The organism is Allobosea sp. P4_C6, from assembly GCF_056402015.1.
On the sequence record NZ_JBFUIF010000015.1, the window covers coordinates 20,343 to 44,231 of the forward strand.

Below are 23,889 nucleotides of genomic sequence, written 5' to 3' on the forward strand. Positions count from 1 at the left end.
CAACCGTGCGGGGTTCACGCGATGACCGGCAATACTGGCAACACCGGCAATACCGGAAACACGGGAAACACGGGAAACGCCGGCATCAGCGGCGACGACGGGAGCTGGTTCGTGCCCGACAGGGCCGATTTTCCGTTCTCGATGGAATCGACGGCGACCGGCGGCCGAATCCGCGACCTTCACAAGTCGGTTCATATCCGGCTGGATCCGACACCGGGACCGGTAAAGAAAATTCTCTTCACCAATGCCGCCGGCGGCGGAGACCCTGTGACCTTCGCGGATCGCAACTGGGCTGCCCGCTGGCTTGCCTTCCGCGTGCTGACGGATTTCACGGCAACGAACTGGAACACCACCCAGCTGAACAATACCCTCGCCGACATCCTGATCGACCTGAACACCCTGGTCGGGACCGAGACCAAGCAGGCGCTGGAGATCAAGAACCTGCTCGCCGCCGCGCGTGACGAAAGGGCATCCGCCTTGGGCGAGATTCTCGGGCAGGATGGCGAGTTCATCAGCACCTTCATGGCGGCGCTGGCAATGACACCGGCTTCGCATCCGCAGACATTCCGGGTTCTGCATATCGCCAGCCTGGTCGCTTCCTTCGGCGCCCTCTACTACAAGCAGGTCTTTCAGCGGCCACGCCCTTCCTGGGAATGCCCGGCGCTGATGCCGCCGATCCCCGTGCCCGGACACTCGGCTTACCCAAGTGGCCATGCCACCCAGGCGCTTCTCATGGCCGCCTGCATGGAACATGTGCTGACGATCGTGACGCCGGCGCTGCCGCAGGCCGACCGGACCGCCCTGACCGAGACGATCAAGGCGCTGGCGCGGCGGGTCGCTCGCAACCGCGAGATCGCCGGGCTGCATTACCCCAGCGATTCCGCGGCCGGCGCGGCACTGGCATCCGCAGCTTTCGCGAAGCTCTCGAAGCACACCGGCACCGGGCAAAGCGTGAGCCATTATGCGCTCCGGTCCTTTGGCGAGGCCGTCACGAAAGCCGCCGCCGAATGGAAAGCGGGTTGAGGAGGCGGTGATGGTCATCCGCCCGCGTGACAGGACCGTATCCCTGCATCCGAATGGTGCGATCGTGCCCTATCCGCTGCCGCCGGACCATTTCGATCCCGCGGCTGCGAACGACGAGGAACTGCGCCTGTTCGGTCTGCCCACACAAATGGCATTCAGCGGCAATCGGACGGCGGCAGCGTTTCGCCGGGCTTTCCTGCGCCACCGTCCGGGCACCCCTCCCTTGAGCTTCCTTCTCGCGGTCGAGCCCACGGCGGGGCCCCCGCCGTCAGGGATCATCGCGATTGCCGCGCCGGTCTCCTGGCCATCCCAGAAAAGCATGAACTGGTCGGGCGGATACGTCACCCCGCGCGATGGCCGCAGCTTTGCGTCCGTGATGGCGAACTGGACGGTGCCAGAAGTCTCGGCACCCACAAGCGGAAATGCCTCGGAATATCAGAGCTCCACCTGGATCGGGCTGGACGGGCAGAAGCGCTATCTCGATTCCTCGCTCCCCCAGATCGGCACTCGGCAGAAGCGCCTTACGCAGCCGGCTCCACGATCCGAATATTCGAGCTGGTTCCAGTGGTGGGCGCGGGGTCGTGATCTGCCCATTCAGGATCTCGCGCTTCCGGTCGACGCCTATGACGAGATCAGCGCCATCATCACCGTGCTCGACGAAACGACCGTGCGCTGCAATCTGAAGAACGTCAGCAAGGGCATCATCCTGCAAGCCTTCGATGCGCTTGCCCCCGCTGGCCTGCGCATCAGCGGCGCGACCGCCGAGTGGATCATGGAACGCCCGAGCCCGATGGGATCCGACGGGTGGGAGCCCTATGAGCTTCCCGCCTACACGCCCTTCGCGTTCACTGCCTGCGTGGCCGAGTCCGCCCTGCCAGGTCTCCCAGACCTGCGGGAGCACGATCTCGAAGGCGCGCGGCTGATCCGCATGTACGAGATCGCTCACACTCCGACGAGTGTCCGAACGATCTCGACCGCCCGCCGCGAGCTGGGACCGCCGCAGCGGCTGGAACTGACCTATGTTGCGCCCTGACCGGGAGATGCCCGGAAGCGGCCGACCGCAATCTAATGCATCTTCAACAGCGACCGCACTTTCGTCGCTCTTGACGAAAGCGGCCGGTTGCGGCGCTGATGACCACTTCTTTCACACGGGTTTTAACGCGTCATGCCGGGTCCTGCCGGAGGCATGGCGCAGCCGGCGTTGACGCATATCTGCCAAGCCGGAACGATAAGAGACAAAACGCGGGGCAATCGGACAAGATGGCCTGCAAGGACCATGTTTGGCGCACAGAAGGGACATCGATATGTCATTCGTCACCACCAAGGACGGGGTCGAGATCTTCTATAAGGATTGGGGTCCGAAGGACGCCCAGCCGATCATGTTCCACCATGGCTGGCCGCTGTCTTCGGATGACTGGGACGGGCAGCTCCTCTTCTTCCTGTCGAAGGGCTATCGCGTCGTCGCCAGCGACCGGCGCGGCCATGGCCGCTCGTCGCAGGTCTGGGACGGCCATGACATGGATCACTATGCCGCCGATGCCTCGGCCGTCGTCGAGCATCTCGACCTGAAGAACGCCGTCCATATCGGCCATTCGACCGGCGGCGGCCAGGTCGCCCGCTATGTCGCGAAATTCGGCGAGCCTCAGGGCCGCGTCGCAAAGGCGGTGCTGGTCAGCGCCGTGCCGCCATTGATGGTCAAGACCGAGAAGAACCCCGGCGGCCTGCCGATCGAGGTCTTCGACAGCTTTCGCAAGGCGCTCGCCGACAACCGCGCGCAGTTCTTCCTCGATGTCCCGACCGGCCCCTTCTACGGCTACAACCGTCCGGGCGCGAAGGTCGACCAGGGCGTGATCTGGAATTGGTGGCGGCAGGGCATGGCGGGCAGCGCCAAGGCCCATTACGACGGCATCAAGGCCTTCTCGGAAACCGACCAGAGCGAAGACCTGAAGGCGATCAGCGTGCCGACGCTGGTGGCCCATGGCGACGACGACCAGATCGTGCCGATCGGCGCCTCCGCGCATGAATCGATCAAGCTTCTGAAGAACGGCACGCTCAAGGTCTATCCGGGCTACCCGCACGGCATGCTCACCACCAATGCCGAGGTGCTCAACGCCGACCTGCTCGCATTCGTGAAGGGCTGACGCCACGGGAGTGGTCGGTCAGCCGGCCACTCCCCATCATGGAAGATGCGTGAGCTCCGGCGCAAACCTCAGGGCGTATCGGCCTTGGCGTCCTCATTGGCCGCCCTGCGGCTCCTGAAAAGCCGCCACAGCGACCTGCCGAGGCGCCTGGTTGTCATGTGTGCGCCCGCGGGGCGGCGCTCCAGCGTGATCTTCTGGTCGTGGTAGTCCTCGAGCCCCGGGCGATGGCCGACGCTGATCAGCGTGGCCTGAGAAAGTTCACTGTCGAACAAGCCCAGCAGCGATTCTTGGCTCTCCTCGTCGAGCGCGGAGGTCGCCTCGTCCATGACGATGATATCGGGCTTCTGGATCAGCAGGCGCGCAAAGGCGATGCGCTGGCGCTCGCCCCCGGAGAGGATACGATCCCAATCATCGTCCTCATCGAGCCGCTTGAAGAGATAGCCGAGGCCACAACGCTGCAGCGCGCCCGTGATCGTCTCCTCGTCGACCGCCTGGTCGGAAGCCGGATAGAGCAGGATCGAGCGCAGCGTGCCGCGCGGCAGATAGGGCTTCTGCGGGACGAAGGCGATCGACTGTCCTTCGGGGACGCGGATCGACCCAGAACCCCAGGGCCATAGCCCGGCCAGCGCGCGGATGAGCGTGCTCTTGCCCGAGCCGCTCTCCCCGGCGATCAGGACTTTCGCGCCCCGCTCGATGGCGACCGTCGCATCCGCGACGACGATGCGGCCATTGCTGTGGGCGAGCGACAGGTTCTCGATATGGATCGCATCGTCGTCGCTGTTTCCGAGCTCGATCCGGGAGTCGCCCTCCATGATCGTGCCGACGTCGAGGCCCTGCAGCTCCTCGACCAGCTCGTCGACACGGGTCACCGAAGCGAACCATTCGGCCAGCCTGACGAAATTGTCGACGAACCAGATCAGCGCGGCCTGGACCGCGCTGAAGGCGGCCACGACCTGCACGACCGCGCCCAGCGTCACAGCGCCTGCCAGGAATTTGGGCGCGATGAGCAGGAGCGGCACGATCGGGAACAGGGCGCCGTTGGTGTTGAGCACCAGTGCGATGATGCCTTGCTGGCGAATGATTCTGAGCCAGGCCGCGACGACGCGCCCGTAATTCTCGCCCACGGCGCTCAATTCGTCAGCGTCGCCGCGAATGAGGGCGATGCTCTCGGCGTTCTCGCGCAGCCGGGTCATCTCAGCCCGGAACTGGGCCTCCATCTCGTTCTTGTGCGACACGAGGCCGACGAGCGGCCGGCCGGTGAAATAGGCCGCCACCGATGCCACGAACGCATAGAGGACGGCGGCAACCGCCATGTAGCTCGGGATCACCACCGTGACCCCTCCGAGCGTCAGTTCTGCCGAGCCCGCGACCTGCCAGAGGATGGCTGCGAAGGTCGCCGCCGTGATGAAGGCGCTGATCAGCCCGATCGCCATTTCCACCAGCGGCTCGATCGAAAGGCGCACATCCTCCGCGATCCGGTATTCGGGCGCGGTGAGCTTCTTGGTCAGAAAACCCAGGCGGTAATAGCGCTGGTCGGCGATCCACCAGCCCGAGACGCGCCCTGTCAGGTTCTCGCGCCAGCGCGTCTGGAGCAGCATGCGGCTGACGACGAGGCCCGATACCGACAAGGCCGATGCCACGACGAGAAGCGGCAGCCAGCCCGTCGCGGACCACACGCCCGCCACGTCGCGCTTTTCGAGGGCATCGAAGAACAGGCGGTTCCAGCTGTTGATGCCGACTGCAGTCGTAATTTGCGCGGCGACGAAGGCCAGCACTGCCGCGGTTATCCCCCAGGCGCGCCACCGCGTCTCCGGATCGCTCCAGAAGCGCAGGGCGACCCGGAAGAATTGACGCATGCGCGAGCGCTGCGAGGCAAGCGGAGCATCGGCCATCAGCTCTCCCGCGGCTCGGGGTGTCTTAACGAAGGTTTCTATCGGCAAGGCGAGCGGACTGCTGTCTCAAGCCCAATGCGAAAACGGAGCGTCTTCGTCGCGGCGGAGCCGCACGCCGCCGGGAAGCTCGAATGTCTCCCGATCGATCTTCCTGACGCCGGTACCGTCGAGAAGCTCATAACGCGTAGCGCCCCTCGCATCCGGCCAGGCGGCGACGACATATCTGTTTCCGTTCGAATCCTGGCATCGCTCATGCCAGGCAGGCGCTGTGAGAGCATCCGAACGGCGCAATTCCATCGCTCTTGCAGGCATTGGCAACCTCTTCCGTTACAGGCTTCAACGGGGGAGCAGGTAGCGGAGTTCCATGCCACGACAGCGAGGTTTTCAGTCAGGGCGAGCGGCCGGAAAGGGCCGGCTATAGCATCTCAGCGCCGCGGCGCCGTTTCCAGCAGCTCGGCCATCGCCACATACCCACGAGCCCTGGCATGCTGCAGCGGCGTGATGCCCTGGCGGTCCGCGATCGTGCGATCGGCGCCAGCCGCGAGCAGAGCGCGGGCCGCCTCGACATGTCGTAGCCCGCCATCGCCGAGAACCACGGCTTCCATGAGAGCGGTCCAGCCGAGATTGTTGACATGGTCGAGCGGCGCCCCGGCTTCGATCAGCTCCCTGACGACACCATCATGGCCGAGATGGGCGGCCGCGATCAGAGCCGTGCCGTCATAGCGGCTGGTGATCAGCTTGGCCGAAGCGCCGGTTGCCAGCAGCGCCTTCACCACGGGCACGTCGTCGCGCACCGCGGCGATCGTCACCGCATCATAGCGCTGATCGTCGAGGAGTCCGGGCTTTGCGCCGATGGCGATCAGGAGACGAGCCGCCTCCCCATGCCCCTGAAAGGCCGCGACATGAAGCGGCGTTCGGCCATTGCCGTCGCGCGCATCGAGATTGTCGCCCGCCACGGCCAGCCGGCGGATGGTCGCGACATCGCCAGCCGCAGCTGCCGCATGCAGGCCGCGATAGGCGGCGAGCTCGGTAGCGCTGGGCGGCGTCTGCGCCATGGCCGGAGCCACACACACGGCGGCCGCGAAGATCAGGGCGGCCAGCAATCTTCGCGTCATCATGATGCTCCTCGAACGGCGACGCAGGCGGCCGCGATGGCGGCCACCTGCCCTGTTATGAGCCAGCCCGGTTCAGCGAAGCTTGGCCTTCACCTTCTCGATGCCGGCATTGGCGCATTCCTCGTCGAGATGACCGCCCGGCGCGCCGCCGACGCCGACCGCACCGACCACCTCGTCGCCGACCTTGACCGGTACGCCGCCGGCAAGCAGCAGGAAGCCCTCGATCGAGGCGAGATGGCGTGCGGCCGGGTTTTTCTCGGCGCCGTCGGCGATGGCGCTGGTGACGTTGCGGGCCGAGGCCGCGGTGAAGGCCTTGTCACGGCTCGCCGCGACCGTATGCGGGCCGGCACGGTCGGCGCGCAACACGGCGCGGACCACGCCGGCGCGGTCGACGACCGTGGCGGTGACGTTGAAGTTCTTGGTAGCGCAGGCCTCGACCGTCGCCTGTGCGATCTCCTGCGCGATGCCGAGCGGAATGTTGCGCTCCTGCAGGACCTGGGCGCCGGCAATGGCGGGGACAAGCGCGAGCGCCGCAGCGGCGGCAAAAAGGATCCTGGACATGGTCTCTCCGGTGCGGGGCATGGGGCGAGCTCTGAGCTCGACAGGGGCCAAGCTACCGGGCGGCGTGGCGAAAAAGGATCGGTGCGGTGCCGGAGGGGGCTCCGTAGTCCTACGCAGAAAGGGCCTGGACGAGCGTCCCTACCCGTCGAGCGCGAAGCGAACCATCTCCGCCACGGAACCGGCTCCCAGCTTCTCGGCGATGTTGGCGCGGTGGGTCTCGACCGTGCGCGGCGAGAGTTCCAGCGCGCGGGCGATCTCCTTGGTCGAAAGCCCCTCGGCGACGAGGTCGAGGATCTCGCGTTCGCGCTGGGTCAGCTTCGCGAGGCGCGCATCGCGCCCGGCACGCGCAGCCTGCGTGCGGCCGCGTTCGTCCAGCAGCGCGAAGCCGGCCTCGATCGCCTCGAGCAGGACCTGTTCGTCGATCGGCTTGGTCAGGAAATCGACTGCGCCGGCCTTGAAGGCCCGCCGGCAGGCGGCGACATCGCCGTGGCCGGTGATGATGATGGTCGGCATCTGTCCCGCCTCGGCAGCCATGCGCTCGAGCAGTTGCAGGCCGGATGTTCCGGGCATGCGGATATCCGCGACGAGGCAACCGTCATGACGCGGGTTCGGCCGCTCCAGGAAGGCCTGGACACTGGCGAAGGGCTTCGCCGCAAAACCCATCGTGCGCAGCAGGAGCGCGAGAGCATCCCGGACATCGACATCGTCATCGATCAGGTAGACCGTGCGGGCAGCGGGCTTCATTCGGCCGCGATCCCCTGCCCGGCGGCAAGAGCCGGGAAACGCACCGTGAAGACGGCGCCACGGCCGGGATCGCTCCGCGCGGCGATGCGTCCGCCCGCCGCCTCGACCAGGCGCTCGCAGAGCGGCAGCCCCAGCCCCATGCCGCTGCTCTTGGTCGTGAAGAACGGCTCGAACAGCCGCGCCAAATCGGCCTCGGCGATACCCGGGCCGCTATCGCTGACGGAGATCTCGACCTCGCCGCCGGAAACACGCGTCGCAAGGACGACTTCCCGCTTCGCGCCAGGGCTGTTCTCGATGGCCTCGGCGGCGTTGCGGACGAGGTTGTGCACCACCTGCTCGATCGAGACGCGGTCGACCCGCGCCAAAGGCACCGAGGCACTCAGCTCAAGCGTGAGCGTGATCCCGCGTTCCTGCAGATCACGCTGCGTCAGCTCGACGACATTGCGCACGATCCGGTTGAGATCGTTCGGCTGGGGCTGCGGGTCGCGGCGCGTGACATAGGCCCGCAGGCGCTCGAGGATGTCGCCGGCACGCCGGGCGTGCCGCACATTCGCATCGAGAACGCCGGTCAACTCCTCGGATGTCGCCAGTCCCGAACGCGCCAGGCGCAAGCCCGCCTGGCTCTGGCTCAGGATGGCGGTCAGCGGCTGAGTGATCTCATGGGCGATGCCGGACGCCATCTCGCCGACGGTATTCACCCGCATGGCATGGGCCAGTCGCGCCTCCTGCTGATGCAGGCGCATCGCTTCGCGCGCCCGCTGGCCGGCACGCCGTTCACGCAGCATCGCGAGCAACAGGAACACGGCCAGCCAGGACGCCAGCGGCCAGCCGATCAGCAAGCCCGGCGGCAGGATCTCGGCGATCTTCGGTTGCCGCGCCCATGTCAGGACCAGCGGCTGGGACCGGCTGCTCAGGGCCTTCTCGAAGGCGAATTTCGGGATCGGAATCTTTTGCGGCACCAGCAGTCCCTGCTCGACGATCGCCGTGCCGGACGCATCGCGCAAGGTGAGGAAGGCGTCACCGGGCAATCCGCCCTCCGGCTCGGTCAGGAGCCGGGCGTCGATAACGAGCACCAGCGCGCGCGGCCCTGATCCGCTGTCCGGAACGCGCTTGACCAAGGCGTAGAACGGCGTGCCCGCGGCACTGGCGAGCGTCGCCGCCTGACCCGGCACCAGTTCGCCGATTCGTGCAGACAGCGCAGACAGGTCGAAATCCCCGAGACTTCCCGGCGCTCGACCGGTCGAGACATCCGGAGAGATTCCCGGCCCGATCAATTCGACCGCCACGATGCGGGGATAGAAGCGCTGCATCGCCTCGATGACGGCCCGGAAGGTGCCGGACTCCGCCGTCGAGCTCGCCAGCACCGCCGCGAGGCTCGTCAAATGCGCGTCATGCTGTTCGACTCGCTGCGAGATGACGCGGTGCAGCGTCGTCCCTTCCCGCTGGACGGCCTCGCGCGCCCGCATGATCTCGACGCCGGCTCCCACCCCCAGGCCGGCGAGCGCGAGGGGAACCCACAGCATCAGGAATGGGACAAGTCGGGGCTTCAAGGGGTGCGATCCGGTTCGAGCCCAGCCTATCGCGCCCGGTCGGCGGCGTCACTGCATCACGCGCCCGTCATCTCGGTGGCGAGCGGCGGCTGGCGTCGAGAGCGCGGAAAGGCCCTTGCCGCGGCAATCCCGCCTCAATAGGCTCGCTTATGACGCGCCGACGACAGGCGTGCACAAGGGGAAAGCCTATGCCAAAGATGTTCTGCAAGCTGGCCGCGCTCGGTCTCGCCGCGGCCGCTTTTTCAGTGTTTGCCGCTCCGGCCTCGGCGCAGGCGACGCTCGATGCCGTCAAGAAGCGCGGCAAGGTTCTCTGCGGCGTTTCCCCGACTTCGGCGGGCTTCTCCTACGCCGACGACAAGGGCGTCCGTCAGGGCTTCGATAGCGACGTCTGCCGCGCCGTCTCCTCCGCCGTCTTCGGCGCGCCGGACAAGGTCGAGTTCGTTCCGCTCAACACCAATATCCGCTTCCAGGGCCTGCAATCCGGCGAAGTCGACCTGCTGTCGCGCCAGACGACGATGACCTTCTCGCGCGACACCTCGCTCGGGCTCGATTTCGCGCCGATCGTCTTCTACGACGGCCAGGGCCTGATGGTTTCGACCAAGCTCGGCGTGAAGAGCGCCGGAGAGCTGTCTCAGGCGGCGATCTGCCTGCTGCCGGGCACGACGACGCTGCAGAACCTCGAGGACTACTTCAAGCCGCGGAACATCAAATACGAGGCGGTCGTCTTCGAGGACAACAACGAGTGGCGCAACGCCTTCTTCTCCGGCCGCTGCGACGTCATCACCTCGGACCGCTCCGACCTCGCCTCGGTGCGGGCCGTGGCCAATGACCCCAAGCAGTTCGTCATCCTGCCGGAGACGATCTCGAAGGAGCCGCTCGCCCCCGTCGTCCGCCAGAACGACAGCAACTGGCGCGACATCGTCTCCTGGACCGTCAACGCCCTGATCGCGGCCGAGGAGTACGGCGTCAACAAGGGCAATATCGACGAGCAGCTGAAGAGCAAGGACCCCGAGGTCCAGCGCCTGCTCGGCGTCACCGGCGATCTCGGCAAGATGCTCAACCTTGACGTCAAATGGGCCTACAACGCGATCAAGCAGAACGGCAATTACGGCGAGATCTTCGAGCGCAGCCTGGGCGAGAAGACCGCGCTTGGTCTCAGCCGCGGCCCGAACCAGCTCTGGAACAAGGGCGGTCTGATCTACTCGCCGCCTTTCCGGTGATCCCGGCCGACGTGCGTTCCCTCGATTGACCTGAAACCACCGGCCGCGCCATGCGGCCGGTGCGTCTCCAGCACGGAACAGCCCGATGGCCTCATCAACCTCCAGCCCGGTGCGGCTGCTCTACGATGTGCGCGTGCGCGCCATCCTCTATCAGGTCGTGGCGGTCGCCCTCGTCGTCGGCGTCGGCTTCTATCTGTTCGGCACCGTCTCGCGGAAGCTCGCGGACCAGAACATCGCGACCGGCTTCGACTATCTGTCGCGGCCGGCCGGCTTCGTCATCAGCCAATCCTTCATCCGCTACGAATCCAGCGACACCTATGCCCGCGCCCTGCTCGTCGGGCTGCTCAACACCGTCTGGGTCTCGATCTTCGCCGTGATGCTGTCGAGCGTGCTCGGCCTGATCGTCGGCATCGCGCGATTGTCGCGCAATCCGCTGCTGTCCTTCCTCGCCCTGATCTATGTCGAGGCCCTGCGCAACGTTCCGCTGCTGCTCTATCTCTTCCTCTGGTACGCGCTCATCGTCGCGGTCTTCCCGCCGGTGCGGGAAGCCTGGCAGATCCTGCCCGACGTCTTTCTCAGCAATGGCGGCCTGATCGTTCCCTCTCTGCAATGGTCGTCCGCGCATAGCGGCGTGCTGGCATCGGCGGTCCTCGGCATCGTGCTGGCCTTCGTCGTCGCCTCCGCCTTGCGGCGACGGCGGGTCGCCTCCGGTCAAGCCCGCCCGGCCTGGCCCTTCGTCATGCTCGCGCTGCTCGGGCCGCCGCTCCTCGCCATCCTGCTGCTGCAACCCGATCTCGTGGTGAACTGGCCGGAGAGGGGCCGCTTCCGCATCACCGGCGGCGTGCAGGTCACGCCGGAATTCACGGCGCTTCTGGTCGGGCTAGGACTGTCCGCCTCGGCCGGCGTCGCCGAGATCGTCCGGGCCGGCATCCTCTCGGTCGGGCGCGGACAATGGGAAGCCGCGCGCGCCGTCGGATTGCACGATCGCCAGACGATGCGCCTCGTCGTGCTGCCGCAGGCGTTGCGCGTGATCGTGCCGCCGCTGACTAGCTCCTATCTCTCGACCTTCAAGAACTCATCGCTCGCCATCGCGATCGGCTACCCCGATCTGGTGATGGTCTCGAACACCACCATGAACCAGACCGGGCAGGCCATCGAGGGCATCGCCATCTTCATGCTGGTCTATCTCGGCATGTCGATCACGATCTCGCTCTTCATGAACTGGTACAACGCCCGCGTCGCGTTGGTGGAGCGCTGAGATGGCCGATCTGACCAACACGGCGATGCTCGGCATCGAGCGGCCGGACCGTCCTTCGCAGGGGCGCCGGTGGCTCTCGGGGCTGAAGCCCTATGTCGGCTCGCCGCTCAACGCCGTCATCACCTTCGCCTGCCTGTGGCTGATCTATCGGCTGGTCACCGGCGTCTGGGACTGGCTCGTCACCCGCGCGGTCTTGGAAGGAGGGCCGCAGGCCTGCAAGGCCGGCAACGGCGCATGCTGGCCCTTCCTGGCAGCCAAGCTGCGCTTCATGATCTTCGGCTTCTATCCCTATGAGGAGCATTGGCGGCCGGCCCTGGCGCTGGTCCTGTTCCTCGCCGTGATGATCGTGTCGATGATCCCGCGCTTCTGGTCGAGAAACCTGCTCTGGCTCTGGCTCGCGGTCGTGCTCGGCTGCGGCGTCCTGATGTATGGCGGCGTCTTCGGCCTGCCGATCGTCACCACCACAAGCTGGGGCGGCCTGCCGCTCTCCTTCATGCTCTCCTCGGTCGGCCTCGCCTTCGGCTTCGTGCTCGGCGTCCTGCTGGCGCTGGCGCGCAGCTCGAAGCTGCCGGCGATCCAGGTCATCGCCGTCATCTTCATCGAGATGGTGCGCGGCGTGCCGCTGGTCTCGATCCTGTTCATGGCCTCGGTGATGCTGCCGCTGTTCATGCCGGACGGCGTGACCATCGACAAATTGCTGCGGGCGCAGGTCGCGATCATCATCTTCGCCGGCGCCTATATCGCCGAGACGGTCCGCGGCGGGCTGCAGGCGGTGCCGAAGGGCCAGCACGAGGCCGCCGCCTCGCTCGGCCTCGGCTACTGGCTGTCGATGCGCAAGATCGTGCTGCCGCAGGCGCTGAAGATCGTCATCCCGCCGCTGGTCAACATCTTCATCGGCTTCTTCCAGGACACGACGCTGGTCACCATCATCGGCCTGCTCGACTTCCTGGATACGGTGCGCGCCTCGCTGCGCGACCCGAACTGGCAGGGCATCGCCGTGATGGAAGGCTATGTCTTCGCCGCGCTCGTCTATGCCCTGTTCAGCTACAGCATGGGCTCCTATAGCCGCTTCATCGAGCGGCGCCTCAAGACGGACCACAGCCATGGCCGGAGCGGCTGACGCGGTCGATACCGCGCTCCAGCCCTGATTTCGCACGAAAGCGGCCTGCTGCCCTGCAGCCGCGCAATGTTCCAGCAAGCCGTGAAGCCGACCACTCCGGGTGATTCACCATGGAGATCGGATGATGCGTCCCAGCTCAGGCCAGTCCGCGGCGCTCGCCGGCCGCGCGCTGCATGCCTATATCGACCTCGTGCAGCGAACCACCCGGTTCAAGCCGGAGATCCCCGGCGCCCGCCCCTGGGAGCGCAGCCGCGAGCCCTTCATCGCGCTGACCTGGCACGGCCAGCAGATGCTGAGCCTCGCCGCGCTGCAGGGGGCCTCGCAGGTAGCCGTCCTGGCCTCCCTGCATTTCGACGGCGCGGTCGTCGCCTCGGTCGTCGAACGGGCAGGTTTCCGGACCATCCGCGGCTCGGGGACGCAGAGCCGCCCCAAGATCCAGCTCAAGCGCGCCGTTCCCGCCTTCTTCGAGATGCGCGATGCTCTGCGCGATGGAACCAGCGTCATGCTGACGGCCGATGTTCCCAAGGTCTCGCGCATCGCCGGCAAGGGGGCGGTGCAGCTCGCCCGCGCCTCCGGCAGGCCGATCTATCTCTTCGCCGCCGTCACCAGCGCCCGCTTCGATCTAGACAACTGGGATCGGGCCAGCATCGCCCTGCCTTTCGGGCGCGGCTGCGTCCTGTGGTCGGAGCCGCTCTACGTCCGCAAGGGCGCTGACGATCGCGAGGTCGGGCTGATCGCGATGGACATCTCGGCGCGCCTCGACGATCTCCATGCCACCGCCTACCGGTCCCTCGAGCGGGGGCGCTAGACGTGCTTCTCTCCTGGCATCTCAGGGGCGTCCAGATGGCGGACAATCGGCCGGGTTGCCGCAGATGTTGCCTGGCGGGCGCAACACCTCCGGCTCGCCTGCCGGCTCGATGCGAATGCGGCTGAGATCGCCCGAGAAGCGCAGGCCGAGGCCCGACGAGATGAGGACGATCCTGGCACGGGGAGAGGCGAGGATCGTCGCATTGGCACCAGCCAGGAAATGAGCGCTGCCGCCGAGGCTGGCATAGACGCCGAACACGTCCTCGCGCCGGTCGAGCCCGTAGACCAGCATGATCACCCGGCCGTAATCGGCGCCGAGCCCGATGCCGACCGACAGGGCCGACCAGATCACCGGCTCGGGCGCCCCTTCCGGGAAGCGCAGCTCGCCGCTGCCATGCCGGCCGCCAAGGACGAAGGAACCGCTCAGCTCGCCACCGACGATATAGGCGTTTGGCTCGCCGAACAGCGCCAGCGAGCGCTCGATCGGCAGGCTCACGGTCTTCGACGCCGTGTCGAAGACGCCCTCGACCATTCTCAGAATCTCGTTCCGCGAGGCCGTCGGCAGCTGGCCCGGCCTGATCTGCTCTTTCGTGACCGGCCCGCCTTGCGCAAAGGCGGATGGGAAGACGGGTGCAAAGGCCAGGAGCGCGGTCAGCGCGAAGACCGCACCGCTCCATTTCGCCAGGGCACGCAACACGGACATCAGGCCGGCAGATCCAGGAAAGAGTTGAACGGCAACGGTGATACGGTCCATGCAGGGCGAAGCAGGGCGGCAAGCCCCGTCAGACAAGCCATACCCGCACAGAGGCTCCGTGACGACCCGCAACGCTGAATCCGTGACCACGCGGCCCGGAGGGTTGCGGTGACCTCGCTTTCGCGCGCCCTCACCATCCGGCTGAGCCTGCTGGGCATCGTCCTGTTCGCGGCTTTCATCGCTGCCGTTCTGGCCTTCACCTTCATCACCGAGGATCCCGGCGTCCTGCGCAACGATGTCACCTCGCGGGTCATCCAGCAAAGCGTTCGCCAGCCGGCAGGCAGCGGGCTGCATGTCGAGAAGACGACGGGGCTGGTGCAGATCGAACGCGCCAGCCCCAAGCTCTGGTATCTCGTCTCCGACGGACGATCCGTCGTCGAGTATGCGCTAGAGTTGCGGCCGGGGCTGCCCATCGACATCCGGCTGGACGGCCCGACCATCGCCGCGCAGATGCGGGTGGGCGGCGACAACGCGCTGGCCTTCGACGTCATCGAGAAGGACGGCACCCRCATCATCGTCGCGACAGGCGGCGGGCAACCCGGCTGGGACCTGATCCTCGGCTACTTCCTGCGCGCCATCGCCGGCTCCGCGCTGGCGATCTCGGTGGTGTTCGGGATCATGATCGCCGCTGCGATCGCCATGTCCGTCTCCTATATCAGCGCGCGGCTGCGCAGCGCCGCCGAGGCCGCCGCGCGCATCGATCCCCGCGCGCCCCGTGGGTTGCTGCCGACGGAGGAGACTCCCGTCGAGCTGATGCCCTTGACCACCGCGCTCAACTCCGCGCTCGACCAGATTGCCGGAAACATGGAGGTGCAGCAGCGCTTCATGAACAATGTCGCGCATGAGCTGCGCACCCCGCTCACCGTGATGCGCAGCCGGGTGGACGCGTTGGCCGACGAGCCGGCGCGCCTTGCGCTGACGACGGATCTGAGCCGGCTGACCACCATCGTCTCGTCGATGCTCCAGCTCGCCCGCCTGCACGCCACCGATCTGCCCTTCGAGCCCCTGCAGCTCAACGCGCTCGCCCGAGCCGTGCTGGCGGACCTCGCTCCGCTGATCCTCAGCCATGGCGTCGACGTCGCACTGGAGGAGGAGGGCGAACACCATGTCATGATCGACGCCAACGAGGCGACGGTGCGTGCCGCGCTGGCCAATCTCGTCGACAACGCCCTGCGTCACTCGCAGGCCAAATCGACCATCCTGGTCCGGGTCCTCGACGGGGCCGTTCTGGAGGTCACCGATGACGGCATCGGCATCGCCGCCGTCAAGCGCGCGCAGGCGATGGAGCCGTTCAACCGGATGTCGCCGCATTCGATCGGCGCCGGCCTCGGCCTCACCATCGTGCGCGACATCATGGCAGCCCATGGCGGAACCATCGCCATTCTCGGCAACGAAGCCGGCGGCACCACGGTGCGCCTGATCTTTTCCGCTGACGGCGCGAACGGCGCGTGAGGGCGGTCAGGGAGCGGGCGCGCAGGTCTTCAGCATGTAGCCGATGCCGCGCAGCGAGGTGATCTCGACCTGGGCGCCGGCATCCCTGAGCTTGCGGCGCAATCGCGAGATCTGTGCTTCCAGCGTATTGGATTCGATCAGGTCGTCGAAGCCATAGACCGCCTCGATCAGCACGTCGCGGGTGACGACGCGGCCGACGCGCTGCACCAGCGCTTCCAGGATCAGCGTCTCGCGCCGGCGCAGGTCGAGCGGCTCCGTCCCGACGCAGGCGTTTCGCCCCCCCAGATCGATCGAGAGATTGCCGGCCGCGATGACCAGCGAGCGCTTCGGCTGGCGCCGGCGCGCGATGACGCGCAGGCGAGCCAGCAATTCGCCCGGCTCGAACGGCTTCACCAGATAGTCGTCGGCGCCGCCATTGAGGCCTTCGATGACATCCGTCTTGGCGTCGCGCGCCGTCAGGATCAGGAAGGCCGGCCGCGTCTCTTCCGCGCTGAGGGCCTTGACGATCGACAGGCCGTCGCCGTCCGGCAACCGCCGGTCGACGATGGCGATGTCGAAGGGTGCCGTCCGCAACGCCGACAGCGCGGCATCGATCGTGGTCGTGCGGTCCACGATCAGCCCGGCATTCGTGAGGAGCAGGGACAGGAAAGCCATCAGCTCCGGCTCGTCCTCGACGATCAATGCGCGCATGTCTGTCCTGTCGGAGTGCAGGGATGGAACGTGATGCCGGACAAGGGGCGGTAGTCCAGACACCGCGCTCCATCCCTACCTCGAAACGGCCAAAAGGCCGTAAGTCAGGGCCGGCTCGGCAAAGCCGGCCACGATCGCGAGATCAGAAGCGGTAGTTCAGACCCGCCTTGACGAGGTGCTCGGTGACGCCGATCCGGGTCCGGTTGGCGCCGAACTGGAAGTTCTGCTTGCCCAGGGAGACGTAATTGTACTCGAGCTTGGCGGTCAGATTGTTGGTGATGCCGTATTCGGCGCCGGCACCGACCACATAGCCCAGCTTGCTCTTCGTCTTCGAGAGCAGGCCGTCGCTCGCCTTCATGTTGCCATAGGCCAGACCGCCCGTGCCGTAGACCAGCACGCGGTCGAAGGCGACGCCGGCGCGCGCCTTCAGGGTGCTCACATAGCGCATGTCGGCGCTGGTGCCGGCGCCTCGCCGCTTGGAGCTGCTGCTGAGGCCGTTCATCGACATGTCGCCTTCCATGCCGAAGACCATGTTGCCGAGCTGCATGTTGTAGCCGAGCTGGCCGCCGAGCAGCACTTCGTTGCGGCTCTTCTTGGCGGCGCCGTCGAAGCGGTCGAACGCCGCGCCGGAGTGGATACCGGCATAGATGCCGTTCCAGTTATAGGTGCGCGGCGCGGTATAGGCCGGCCACTCCTGCGCGCGCGGCAGGGGGCGATCCGCCGCCGCTGCGGGCACCGCGAACAGGGCCAGCAGGCCAAGGCCCGTCATCGGGCGGGTGCGAGACATCAACAACTCCTTGCAGCGGCTGTCATTGCCGCCGACACATCTGCCTGCATCCCTTCCCCGTGGATCGGAGCGGGTCGGCATGCGCAGATTGCGAGCGAAGATTACGGCAGTGTTGCCTACCGAAGAGGCAGGCATCCCGTATCGGGCCGGCGTCAGGCCGCCTGCCGCGGAGCTGCAGCGGGGAAGATGCCCCGGCCGATGTTCCGCGCCTTGTCGAGCAGGACTCCGGGCGAGGTTCCGTCCGGAGGAAGCAGCAGTTCCGACGTGACGACCGTCGCGCCGCAATAGCCGAAGATGCCGTGGTCGATCTCGTCCGTGTGTCGAGCGTCAGAGCACGGGTTCGGCCTGCTTCCCGAGTTCCTCCACCGGAGGAATGCGGCCGCCTTCGAACCAGTAGGCCGCCGCCGCGCGCGACATCGCAGCGCCGTCATGGCCGATCCCGCCGACCGTGATCAGCTGCCAGTTGCAGGGCACACCGAGGCGCGCCGCTTCGGCTCGGGCGAAGTCGAGCATGAAATGGGCGCGGCCATAGCGATGCGGGCCCTGCGCCAGTGCCTCCGCCTGCGCCGGCAGGTTGGGATCGTCGGTGACGATGTCGCGGTCCCCGGCAAAAATGATCATCGGATAGGCGAGCCAGCGGGTGAGCATGTCACGATCGAGATGGAGCCCGCCGAGCCCTTCCGGGAAGCGACGCTCGAGCACCGGCAGCGTGTACCAACCCGGATTGGAGGCCATCGCGGCGGCGAAGAGTTCGCCGCCTTCCGTCGCCAGCATGCGATGCACGAACTGGCCGCCGGCCGAATGCCCGAAGATGCGGATGACCGGGCTTTCGATCACGCCGCCGGCGCGCAGCGCGTCGAGCACGCGTTCCGGCACCGAATAGAGCCACTGCTCGCGCGGGGCGATCGCGCCGTCCTCGGACACCATCAGGCCGTTATTATAGCCCTCGGCCTTGGGGAAGTGCTCGTCGGGAAAGGTCGGCGCCACGATCAGCAGGCCGTGCTTCTCGGCCGCATCGATCCAGAAATCGCGGTAATCGTCGCCGTTGCGCAGCATGCCGTGCTGCACGACAATGACGGGATCGTTCGGCTGGTGGCGCGCCGGGCGGTAGAAGTTGACGGCGAGCGGCCGGTCAGGATGACGGCTGTCGACGAAGGGCAGCGTGCTGCGCCCGACCGGCGGGTTGAGTGTCGTCGTGGTCATGCGGCCTCCGGAGCCGTGTGCAGGTGGCAGGCGGCGCTGCGGCCGGGCGCGATTTCGGCCAGGACAGGCCGCACCTCGCGGCAGACGGGCATCGCCTGCTCGCAGCGCGGGTGGAAAGGGCAGCCCGGCGGCGGCGCCAGCGGCGACGGCAATTCGCCCTTGAGCGGCTGGAAGGCGCGCTTGCGCCGTGCCGCCGAGGGAATCGCCGCGATCAGTGCCGCGCTATAGGGGTGCGCGGGCTTTGCGAACACCTCGTTCGCCGCTCCGATCTCGACGATGCGGCCGAGATACATGATGGCGACCCGGTCGCTGATATGTCTGACGAGGCCGAGATCGTGGCTGACGAACAGATAGGTCAGGCCATGGCGCTCGCGCACATCCATGAACAGGTTGATGACCTGCGCCTGGATCGAGACGTCGAGCGCCGAGACCGGTTCGTCGCAGACCAGGAAATCCGGCTTCACGGCAAGGGCGCGCGCAATGCCGATGCGCTGGCGCTGCCCGCCCGAGAACTGGTGCGGATAGCGCTCGCGATAGGCGAGATCGAGCCCGACCTCGCTCAGCGCCTGATCAACCGCCGCATCGATCTCGGCCTTGGGCAGGAGCTTGTGGACGCTCAGCGCCTCGCCGACGATGCGGCTGACCTTCATGCGCGGATCGAGCGAGGCATAGGGGTCCTGGAAGATCATCTGGACCTTGAGCAGGAAATCCAGCCGCTCCTTTCCCCTGAGCCCTGCTACCGGCCGCTGCTCGTAGACGACCTCGCCCGCGCTCGGCTTCAGGATGCCGGTGACGACGCGCGCGAGCGTCGACTTGCCGCAACCGGACTCGCCGACGAGGCCAAGCACCTCGCCGCGCTTGACGCTGAGATCGATGCCGTCGACGGCGCGCAGCACCGGCGGCGCCTTGCCCCGCCCTGTCGCCATCAGGATGCGCTCCGCCAGCGTCGGGCTGCGGCGGAAATGCTTGGTGATGCCCTTGAGTTCGATGACCGGAGCGCTCATGCCGCTTCTCCGAACGGAACCGGGTTGTGGCAGCGGAACCGGTGCTCGCCCTCCCCCGTCGCTATCGGATCCACATCGGCACAGATCGGCTGGACACGAGGGCAGCGCGGCCGGAACGGACAACCGCTCGGACGCCCATCGATCCGCGGCGCGACGCCGTCGATCTGGTTCAGGCGCTCGCCCGGCGCGACATTGGCGGCGGAGGAATTCAGCAGCCCGAGCGTATAGGGGTGGCGCGGCGCATCCAGCACCTCGTCGACCGGGCCGATCTCGACGACGCGGCCGGCATACATCACCGCCACCCGGTCGGCGAGCTCGGCCACCACGGCGAGGTCATGGGTGATCCAGAGCACGGCCGTGCCGGTCTCGCGGGCGAGCTTCTGCACCTCGAACAGGATCTGGCTCTGAATGGTGACGTCGAGCGCCGTCGTCGGCTCGTCGGCGATGATCAGGTCGGGCTTGTTGAGCAGCGCCGTGGCGATGGCGACGCGCTGGCGCATGCCGCCGGAGAATTCGTGCGGGAACTGCTTGAGCCGCGCCTCGGGCGAGGAGATTCCGACGCGCGACAGCGCTTTGGCAGCCTCGGCCAGCGCCTCCTCCCGGCCACAGTCGCGATGCTCCAGGATCGCCTCGCTCATCTGCTCGCCGATGCTGAGCACCGGGTTCAGCGTCATCAGCGGATCCTGGAAGATCATGGCGATGCGGTCGCCGCGCAGGTCGCGCAGGCGCTCTTCGGTCGCGCCGCGCAGATCCTCGCCGTCGAAGCTGATAGTCCCGGCGACGATCTCGCCGGGCGGATCGATCAATCGCACCAACGAGAAGCCGGTCACCGACTTGCCGGAACCGGATTCGCCGACCAGCCCGAGCACCTCGCCCCGTGCGACGCTGAGATCGACGCCGTCGACGGCGGGCCAGGCGCCATCGAGCGCATGGAAGACGGTCCTGAGACCGCGGACTTCGAGCAGGGCTTCGGTCATGAGCGCACGTTGAAACTGCGGCGCAGCCGGTCGCCGACGAGGTTGAGCGAGACGATCAGCAGCACCAGCGCGATGCCGGGGAAGACCGCGATCCAGTATTCGCCCGAGAGCAGGAACTCGAAGCCGTTGGCGATGAGCAGGCCGAGCGAGGGCTGCGTCACCGGCACGCCGACGCCGAGGAAGGAGAGCGTGGCCTCAAGCGTGATCGCGCTGGCGACGCTGATCGAGGCGACGACCAGCACCGAGCCGACCGAGTTCGGCAGCAGATGCGCGATCATGATGTGCCGGGTCGGCAGGCCGAAATTCAGCGCCGCCTCGATATATTCCTTGCGCCGCTCGACCAGGGCGGAGGCGCGCATCAGCCGGGCATATTGCGCCCACTGCACCAGCACGATGGCGAGGATGACCTTGTCGACGCCGCGTCCGATCGAGGCGAGCAGCACGAGCGCGATCAGGATCGAGGGGAAGCCGAGCATGAAATCGACGACGCGCATGATGATGGCGTCGACGGCACCGCCGAACTGCGCCGCCAGAAGCCCGGCCGAAATGCCGATGAAGAGCGCGCCGAGCGTCGCTGAAAGGCCGACCATCAGGCTGGTGCGCAGGCCGTAGAGGATCGCACTCAGCATGTCGCGCCCCTGCGAATCCGTGCCGAGCCAATAGATCGTGCCGGTCATGCCGGCCTCGCCCGGCGGCAGGCGGTTGTCCATCACGCTAAGCGAGGCGAGGTCGTGGGGGTTCTGCGGCGCGATGACCGGCGCCAGCAGCGCGAGCAGCACCATGATGCCGAGCAGGATCGCAGCACCGCGCGTCGTCGGCCGGCTGCGGATGCGGCGCAACACCTTCTGGCGCAGCGGCGTGTCGGCATAGGCCGGAACGGCCGGCACTTTCGTCTCGGCGCTCATGCCATCTCTCCCGTCAGCTTCACCCGCGGATCGAGCGCGGCGTAGAGGATGTCGACGAGGAAATTCACGGTGACGAAGAGCAGCGTCGCCAGCAGGACATAGGCGACGACCACCGGCCGGTCGAGCTGGTAGACCGAGTCGATCAGCAGCTTGCCCATGCCCGGCCAGGCGAAGACCGTCTCGGTAATGGTCGAGAAGGCGACGAGGCTGCCGAACTCGATGCCGACCACGGTAACGACCGGGATCAGGATGTTGCGCAGCACGTGCCGGCCGACGATGCGACGCGGCCGCACGCCCTTGGCGCGGGCGTATTTCACGTAGTCCTGCGTCATGGTTTCGGTCGTGCCCGCCGCGACAAGCCGGATCATCAGCGCCATGTTGGGGATGGCGAGGTTCAGCGCCGGCAATGCCAGATGCTTGAGGCCGTCCAGCGTCAGCAGGCTGGTGCGGATGCCGAGCACCGAGACCGTCTCGCCGCGCCCGGCCGTCGGCAGCCAGCCGAGCACCACGGCGAAGAGCAGGATCAGCATCATGCCCTTCCAGAAGCTCGGCAGCGAATAGCCCAGCACCGTGCCGCCCATGATGATGCGCGAGGGCCGGCTCTCCGGATCGAGCCCGGCATAGAGCCCGAGCGGCACGCCGGTGAAGATCGCCAGCGTCATCGCCAGAAGCACGAGCTCGAAGGTCGCCGGCAGCCGGGCGAGGATCAGCTCGATCGCCGGCACGCCATGCACGAAGGAGCGGCCGAGATCGCCCTTCAGGGCATTGCCCATGAACACGAAATATTGCTGCCAGACCGGCAGGTCGAGGCCGAGGCGCCGGATCAGCGCCTCGCGCTCGGCCGCGCTGACCGATGGCGAGACCAGGAGCTCGATGGGATCGCCGATGCCGTAGACGGCGAAGAAGACCACGACCGAAACCGCGAGCAGCACGAGCACGCTCTGGATCAGCCGCTGCAGGACATAGGCGGTCATGAGGCTGGGCCGGCTCCGCTACGCATTCCGCATGGGCCGCCCCGACAGGGCGGCCCATCGTTTCGGGGGATTACTTGGCGACCGGCTTCACCGACATCGCCAGCATGTACTGATCGGCGCGGCCGGTGACGGCGAGATCGGATTTGAAGGCCCAGATGCCGCTCTCGAAGTGCAGCGGGATGAAGGCGTTGTCGGCGACGACGAGCTTGCCGGCTTCCTGCAGAAGCGCCGCGCGCTTGGCGTCGTCGAGGGTGGTGATCGCCTCGCGGATCAGCTTGTCGAACTGGTCGTTCTTGTAGCCGCCATAGTTCGAGCCGCCGATGGTCTTGGTCTCGTTCGGGGTCGGCGGCCACTGGCGCAGGAAGGAGGCCGCCTCGCCGGTGCCGGAGCCCCAGCCGCCGAGCGCGACGCTAAATTCCTTCTTGGCGCGGCGCGGGAAATAGATCGCCCGCGTCATCGCATCGACCTCGGTCTTGATGCCGATCTGGGTCAGGTACTGCGCGACGGCCTGAGTGATCTGGCTGTCGTTGATGTAGCGGTCGTTGGTCGTCGACAGGGTGAGCTGGAAGCCCTTGGCATAGCCGGCCTCGGCCAGCAGCTTCTTGGCCGCAGTCGGATCATAGGCGAGCTTCGGCGGGTTGGCCTGCGTGCCGAACATGCCGGTCGGCAGGTACTGATAGGCCGGCTCGGCCGCGCCATCCATGATGCGCTTGACGATGGCGTCGCGATCGATGGCGAGCGACATCGCCTGGCGCACGCGCGGGTCCTTCAACGGGTTCTTGCCGTCGTCGGACTTGACGAAGGGGCTCTGGTCGCGGGCGACGTCGAGCTGGAAATAGACCACGCGCGTCGAGGGGGTGATGACATGGCCGAAGCGCTTGTCGCCCTTGATCCGGCCGAGATCGCGCGCCGCCGGGTTCTCGATCACGTCGTAATCGCCGGCGAGCAGGCCGGCGAGGCGCGGGCCGGCATTGCTGACCGGCAGCAGGCGCACGGTCGCCCAGGGTTCGGCCTTGCCCCAATAGCTCGCGTTGCGCTCCAGCTCGATCGCCGATCCCCGCACATAGGACTTCAGCTTGTAGGGACCGGTGCCGATGGCGAGCGTGCCGTCATTGAAGCCGTTGACCGTCGGCCAAGGTCCGGTGACACCGCAATTCTTGGCGATATCGTAGCTGATCGGGCCATGCTCGACGATCGATGCCGAGAGGATGCTGAGCGCCGAGAGCAGGTTAGGCAGCAGCGGCTCGGGATTGGTGGTGTTGATCACCAGCGTCTGCGGATCGGGCGTCTCGACTGACGCGAAGTTGCCGGTGACGTCGGCGAAGGAATCCGAGACCTTGGTCTCGTTCTTCAGCGTGCGGCAGAAGGTGAAGACCACGTCCTCGGCGGTGAAGGGCTTGCCGTTCGAGAACTTCACGCCCTCGCGCAGCTTGAACGTCCAGCGGTTCTTGCCGTCGTTCTCCCAGGAGGCCGCAAGGCTGGGGTGCAGCTTCTGCTGCTCGTCCTGGCTGACGAGCGAATCGAAGATATGCTGCGCCAAAGCGTTGTTCGGCGTGAGATCGTGATAATGCGGATCGACGGCCGTCGGCTCGGAGGCCAGCGCGATGCGCAGGGTTTGCGCCGAAACCGCACTCGCGGGCAGGCAGAGGGCGGCGAGGGCCGCGGCGAACAGGGAATGACGCATGGTGGTATCCGCTCCCGAGCTGGACGCT

Annotated in this window: 22 protein-coding genes; 8 read left to right on the forward strand and 14 right to left on the reverse strand. The window is 66.9% G+C overall.

Annotated elements, in window-relative coordinates:
• Nucleotides 1-21: 21 nt before the first annotated feature.
• The 3 genes from AC1DVA_RS12890 (at nt 22) to AC1DVA_RS12900 (ending at nt 3,164) form a co-directional block, all read left to right on the forward strand.
• Complete coding sequence (locus tag AC1DVA_RS12890; protein WP_265050408.1) at nt 22-1,023, forward strand: phosphatase PAP2 family protein; 1,002 nt, start codon at nt 22-24, stop codon at nt 1,021-1,023.
• A 10-nt stretch (nt 1,024-1,033) separates the two neighbouring features.
• Entirely contained in the window at nt 1,034-2,056 is a 1,023-nt protein-coding gene (locus AC1DVA_RS12895) for a G1 family glutamic endopeptidase (RefSeq protein WP_265050409.1), read from the forward strand.
• Between the two features lie 271 nt (nt 2,057-2,327).
• Nucleotides 2,328-3,164 (forward strand): alpha/beta fold hydrolase, encoded by an 837-nt coding sequence (locus AC1DVA_RS12900; RefSeq protein ID WP_265050410.1) that lies wholly within the window; start codon nt 2,328-2,330, stop codon nt 3,162-3,164.
• Between the two features lie 68 nt (nt 3,165-3,232).
• Here the strand turns inward: AC1DVA_RS12900 and AC1DVA_RS12905 are convergent, their stop codons facing one another.
• The 5 genes from AC1DVA_RS12905 to AC1DVA_RS12925 all read right to left on the reverse strand — a co-directional run bounded on the left by AC1DVA_RS12905 (nt 3,233) and on the right by AC1DVA_RS12925 (nt 9,026).
• Nucleotides 3,233-5,056 (reverse strand): ABC transporter ATP-binding protein/permease, encoded by a 1,824-nt coding sequence (locus AC1DVA_RS12905; protein WP_265050411.1) that lies wholly within the window; start codon nt 5,054-5,056, stop codon nt 3,233-3,235.
• A 425-nt stretch (nt 5,057-5,481) separates the two neighbouring features.
• On the reverse strand, nt 5,482-6,171 hold the full coding sequence (locus AC1DVA_RS12910) for an ankyrin repeat domain-containing protein (RefSeq protein WP_265050412.1): 690 nt from the start codon (nt 6,169-6,171) through the stop codon (nt 5,482-5,484).
• A gap of 72 nt (nt 6,172-6,243) precedes the next feature.
• Nucleotides 6,244-6,732: a GlcG/HbpS family heme-binding protein gene (locus tag AC1DVA_RS12915; RefSeq protein ID WP_265050413.1), complete on the reverse strand. Its 489-nt coding sequence runs from the start codon at nt 6,730-6,732 to the stop codon at nt 6,244-6,246.
• 138 nt (nt 6,733-6,870) lie between these two features.
• Nucleotides 6,871-7,476 carry a response regulator transcription factor gene (locus AC1DVA_RS12920; RefSeq protein WP_265050414.1) on the reverse strand — a complete coding sequence of 202 codons (606 nt, stop codon included), beginning with the start codon at nt 7,474-7,476 and terminating at the stop codon, nt 6,871-6,873.
• Entirely contained in the window at nt 7,473-9,026 is a 1,554-nt protein-coding gene (locus tag AC1DVA_RS12925) for a sensor histidine kinase (RefSeq protein ID WP_265050415.1), read from the reverse strand. Before AC1DVA_RS12925 ends, AC1DVA_RS12920 begins: the two co-directional genes overlap by 4 nt.
• A 197-nt stretch (nt 9,027-9,223) precedes the next feature.
• Here AC1DVA_RS12925 and AC1DVA_RS12930 point away from each other — a divergent pair, with 197 nt between their 5' ends.
• The 4 genes from AC1DVA_RS12930 to AC1DVA_RS12945 all read left to right on the forward strand — a co-directional run bounded on the left by AC1DVA_RS12930 (nt 9,224) and on the right by AC1DVA_RS12945 (nt 13,432).
• Nucleotides 9,224-10,246, forward strand: coding sequence for an amino acid ABC transporter substrate-binding protein (locus AC1DVA_RS12930; RefSeq protein WP_442865038.1), 1,023 nt, complete (start codon nt 9,224-9,226; stop codon nt 10,244-10,246).
• Between the two features lie 85 nt (nt 10,247-10,331).
• A complete protein-coding gene (locus AC1DVA_RS12935) occupies nt 10,332-11,504 on the forward strand; it encodes an amino acid ABC transporter permease (protein WP_265050417.1) in 1,173 nt (390 codons plus the stop codon).
• 1 nt (nt 11,505) lies between these two features.
• Nucleotides 11,506-12,624 carry an amino acid ABC transporter permease gene (locus AC1DVA_RS12940; protein ID WP_265050418.1) on the forward strand — a complete coding sequence of 373 codons (1,119 nt, stop codon included), beginning with the start codon at nt 11,506-11,508 and terminating at the stop codon, nt 12,622-12,624.
• Between the two features lie 124 nt (nt 12,625-12,748).
• Nucleotides 12,749-13,432, forward strand: coding sequence for a lysophospholipid acyltransferase family protein (locus tag AC1DVA_RS12945; protein WP_265050419.1), 684 nt, complete (start codon nt 12,749-12,751; stop codon nt 13,430-13,432).
• A gap of 21 nt (nt 13,433-13,453) precedes the next feature.
• On the opposite strand, the gene AC1DVA_RS12950 is transcribed toward AC1DVA_RS12945, so the two are convergent.
• Nucleotides 13,454-14,134: an EipA family protein gene (locus tag AC1DVA_RS12950; protein WP_265050420.1), complete on the reverse strand. Its 681-nt coding sequence runs from the start codon at nt 14,132-14,134 to the stop codon at nt 13,454-13,456.
• A 159-nt stretch (nt 14,135-14,293) separates the two neighbouring features.
• Here AC1DVA_RS12950 and AC1DVA_RS12955 point away from each other — a divergent pair, with 159 nt between their 5' ends.
• Entirely contained in the window at nt 14,294-15,637 is a 1,344-nt protein-coding gene (locus AC1DVA_RS12955) for a sensor histidine kinase (protein WP_476806130.1), read from the forward strand.
• Nucleotides 15,638-15,643: 6 nt separating this feature from the next.
• Here AC1DVA_RS12955 and AC1DVA_RS12960 read toward each other — a convergent pair whose 3' ends face one another.
• From AC1DVA_RS12960 to AC1DVA_RS12995, 8 genes are all read right to left on the reverse strand, one after another.
• Complete coding sequence (locus tag AC1DVA_RS12960) at nt 15,644-16,327, reverse strand: response regulator transcription factor (RefSeq protein WP_476806131.1); 684 nt, start codon at nt 16,325-16,327, stop codon at nt 15,644-15,646.
• A gap of 142 nt (nt 16,328-16,469) precedes the next feature.
• Nucleotides 16,470-17,114, reverse strand: coding sequence for an outer membrane protein (locus tag AC1DVA_RS12965; protein WP_265050423.1), 645 nt, complete (start codon nt 17,112-17,114; stop codon nt 16,470-16,472).
• A 327-nt stretch (nt 17,115-17,441) separates the two neighbouring features.
• A complete protein-coding gene (locus AC1DVA_RS12970; RefSeq protein ID WP_476806132.1) occupies nt 17,442-18,317 on the reverse strand; it encodes an alpha/beta hydrolase in 876 nt (291 codons plus the stop codon).
• A complete protein-coding gene (locus AC1DVA_RS12975; protein ID WP_476806133.1) occupies nt 18,314-19,321 on the reverse strand; it encodes an ABC transporter ATP-binding protein in 1,008 nt (335 codons plus the stop codon). Before AC1DVA_RS12975 ends, AC1DVA_RS12970 begins: the two co-directional genes overlap by 4 nt.
• Nucleotides 19,318-20,298: an ABC transporter ATP-binding protein gene (locus AC1DVA_RS12980; RefSeq protein ID WP_265050426.1), complete on the reverse strand. Its 981-nt coding sequence runs from the start codon at nt 20,296-20,298 to the stop codon at nt 19,318-19,320. The genes AC1DVA_RS12975 and AC1DVA_RS12980 overlap by 4 nt, the downstream gene beginning before the upstream one ends.
• Nucleotides 20,295-21,203 carry an ABC transporter permease gene (locus AC1DVA_RS12985; RefSeq protein WP_265050427.1) on the reverse strand — a complete coding sequence of 303 codons (909 nt, stop codon included), beginning with the start codon at nt 21,201-21,203 and terminating at the stop codon, nt 20,295-20,297. Before AC1DVA_RS12985 ends, AC1DVA_RS12980 begins: the two co-directional genes overlap by 4 nt.
• Entirely contained in the window at nt 21,200-22,177 is a 978-nt protein-coding gene (locus AC1DVA_RS12990; protein WP_265050428.1) for an ABC transporter permease, read from the reverse strand. The genes AC1DVA_RS12985 and AC1DVA_RS12990 overlap by 4 nt, the downstream gene beginning before the upstream one ends.
• 70 nt (nt 22,178-22,247) lie before the next feature.
• Nucleotides 22,248-23,861: an ABC transporter substrate-binding protein gene (locus AC1DVA_RS12995; protein WP_476806134.1), complete on the reverse strand. Its 1,614-nt coding sequence runs from the start codon at nt 23,859-23,861 to the stop codon at nt 22,248-22,250.
• Nucleotides 23,862-23,889: the final 28 nt, after the last annotated feature.

Excerpts from the sequence above, each read along its gene's own strand:
- AC1DVA_RS12945 (WP_265050419.1), top strand. The coding sequence starts at position 12,749 with ATGCGTCCCAGCTCAGGCCAGTCCGCGGCGCTCGCCGGCCGCGCGCTG.
- AC1DVA_RS12935 (WP_265050417.1), top strand. The coding sequence starts at position 10,332 with ATGGCCTCATCAACCTCCAGCCCGGTGCGGCTGCTCTACGATGTGCGC.
- AC1DVA_RS12975 (WP_476806133.1), bottom strand. The coding sequence starts at position 19,321 with ATGAGCGCTCCGGTCATCGAACTCAAGGGCATCACCAAGCATTTCCGC.
- AC1DVA_RS12940 (WP_265050418.1), top strand. The coding sequence starts at position 11,506 with ATGGCCGATCTGACCAACACGGCGATGCTCGGCATCGAGCGGCCGGAC.
- AC1DVA_RS12965 (WP_265050423.1), bottom strand. The coding sequence starts at position 17,114 with ATGTCTCGCACCCGCCCGATGACGGGCCTTGGCCTGCTGGCCCTGTTC.
- AC1DVA_RS12890 (WP_265050408.1), top strand. The coding sequence starts at position 22 with ATGACCGGCAATACTGGCAACACCGGCAATACCGGAAACACGGGAAAC.
- AC1DVA_RS12970 (WP_476806132.1), bottom strand. The coding sequence starts at position 18,317 with ATGACCACGACGACACTCAACCCGCCGGTCGGGCGCAGCACGCTGCCC.
- AC1DVA_RS12995 (WP_476806134.1), bottom strand. The coding sequence starts at position 23,861 with ATGCGTCATTCCCTGTTCGCCGCGGCCCTCGCCGCCCTCTGCCTGCCC.
- AC1DVA_RS12905 (WP_265050411.1), bottom strand. The coding sequence starts at position 5,056 with ATGGCCGATGCTCCGCTTGCCTCGCAGCGCTCGCGCATGCGTCAATTC.
- AC1DVA_RS12985 (WP_265050427.1), bottom strand. The coding sequence starts at position 21,203 with ATGAGCGCCGAGACGAAAGTGCCGGCCGTTCCGGCCTATGCCGACACG.
- AC1DVA_RS12895 (WP_265050409.1), top strand. The coding sequence starts at position 1,034 with ATGGTCATCCGCCCGCGTGACAGGACCGTATCCCTGCATCCGAATGGT.
- AC1DVA_RS12900 (WP_265050410.1), top strand. The coding sequence starts at position 2,328 with ATGTCATTCGTCACCACCAAGGACGGGGTCGAGATCTTCTATAAGGAT.
- AC1DVA_RS12990 (WP_265050428.1), bottom strand. The coding sequence starts at position 22,177 with ATGACCGCCTATGTCCTGCAGCGGCTGATCCAGAGCGTGCTCGTGCTG.
- AC1DVA_RS12930 (WP_442865038.1), top strand. The coding sequence starts at position 9,224 with ATGTTCTGCAAGCTGGCCGCGCTCGGTCTCGCCGCGGCCGCTTTTTCA.
- AC1DVA_RS12960 (WP_476806131.1), bottom strand. The coding sequence starts at position 16,327 with ATGCGCGCATTGATCGTCGAGGACGAGCCGGAGCTGATGGCTTTCCTG.
- AC1DVA_RS12915 (WP_265050413.1), bottom strand. The coding sequence starts at position 6,732 with ATGTCCAGGATCCTTTTTGCCGCCGCTGCGGCGCTCGCGCTTGTCCCC.
- AC1DVA_RS12950 (WP_265050420.1), bottom strand. The coding sequence starts at position 14,134 with ATGTCCGTGTTGCGTGCCCTGGCGAAATGGAGCGGTGCGGTCTTCGCG.
- AC1DVA_RS12910 (WP_265050412.1), bottom strand. The coding sequence starts at position 6,171 with ATGACGCGAAGATTGCTGGCCGCCCTGATCTTCGCGGCCGCCGTGTGT.
- AC1DVA_RS12980 (WP_265050426.1), bottom strand. The coding sequence starts at position 20,298 with ATGACCGAAGCCCTGCTCGAAGTCCGCGGTCTCAGGACCGTCTTCCAT.
- AC1DVA_RS12920 (WP_265050414.1), bottom strand. The coding sequence starts at position 7,476 with ATGAAGCCCGCTGCCCGCACGGTCTACCTGATCGATGACGATGTCGAT.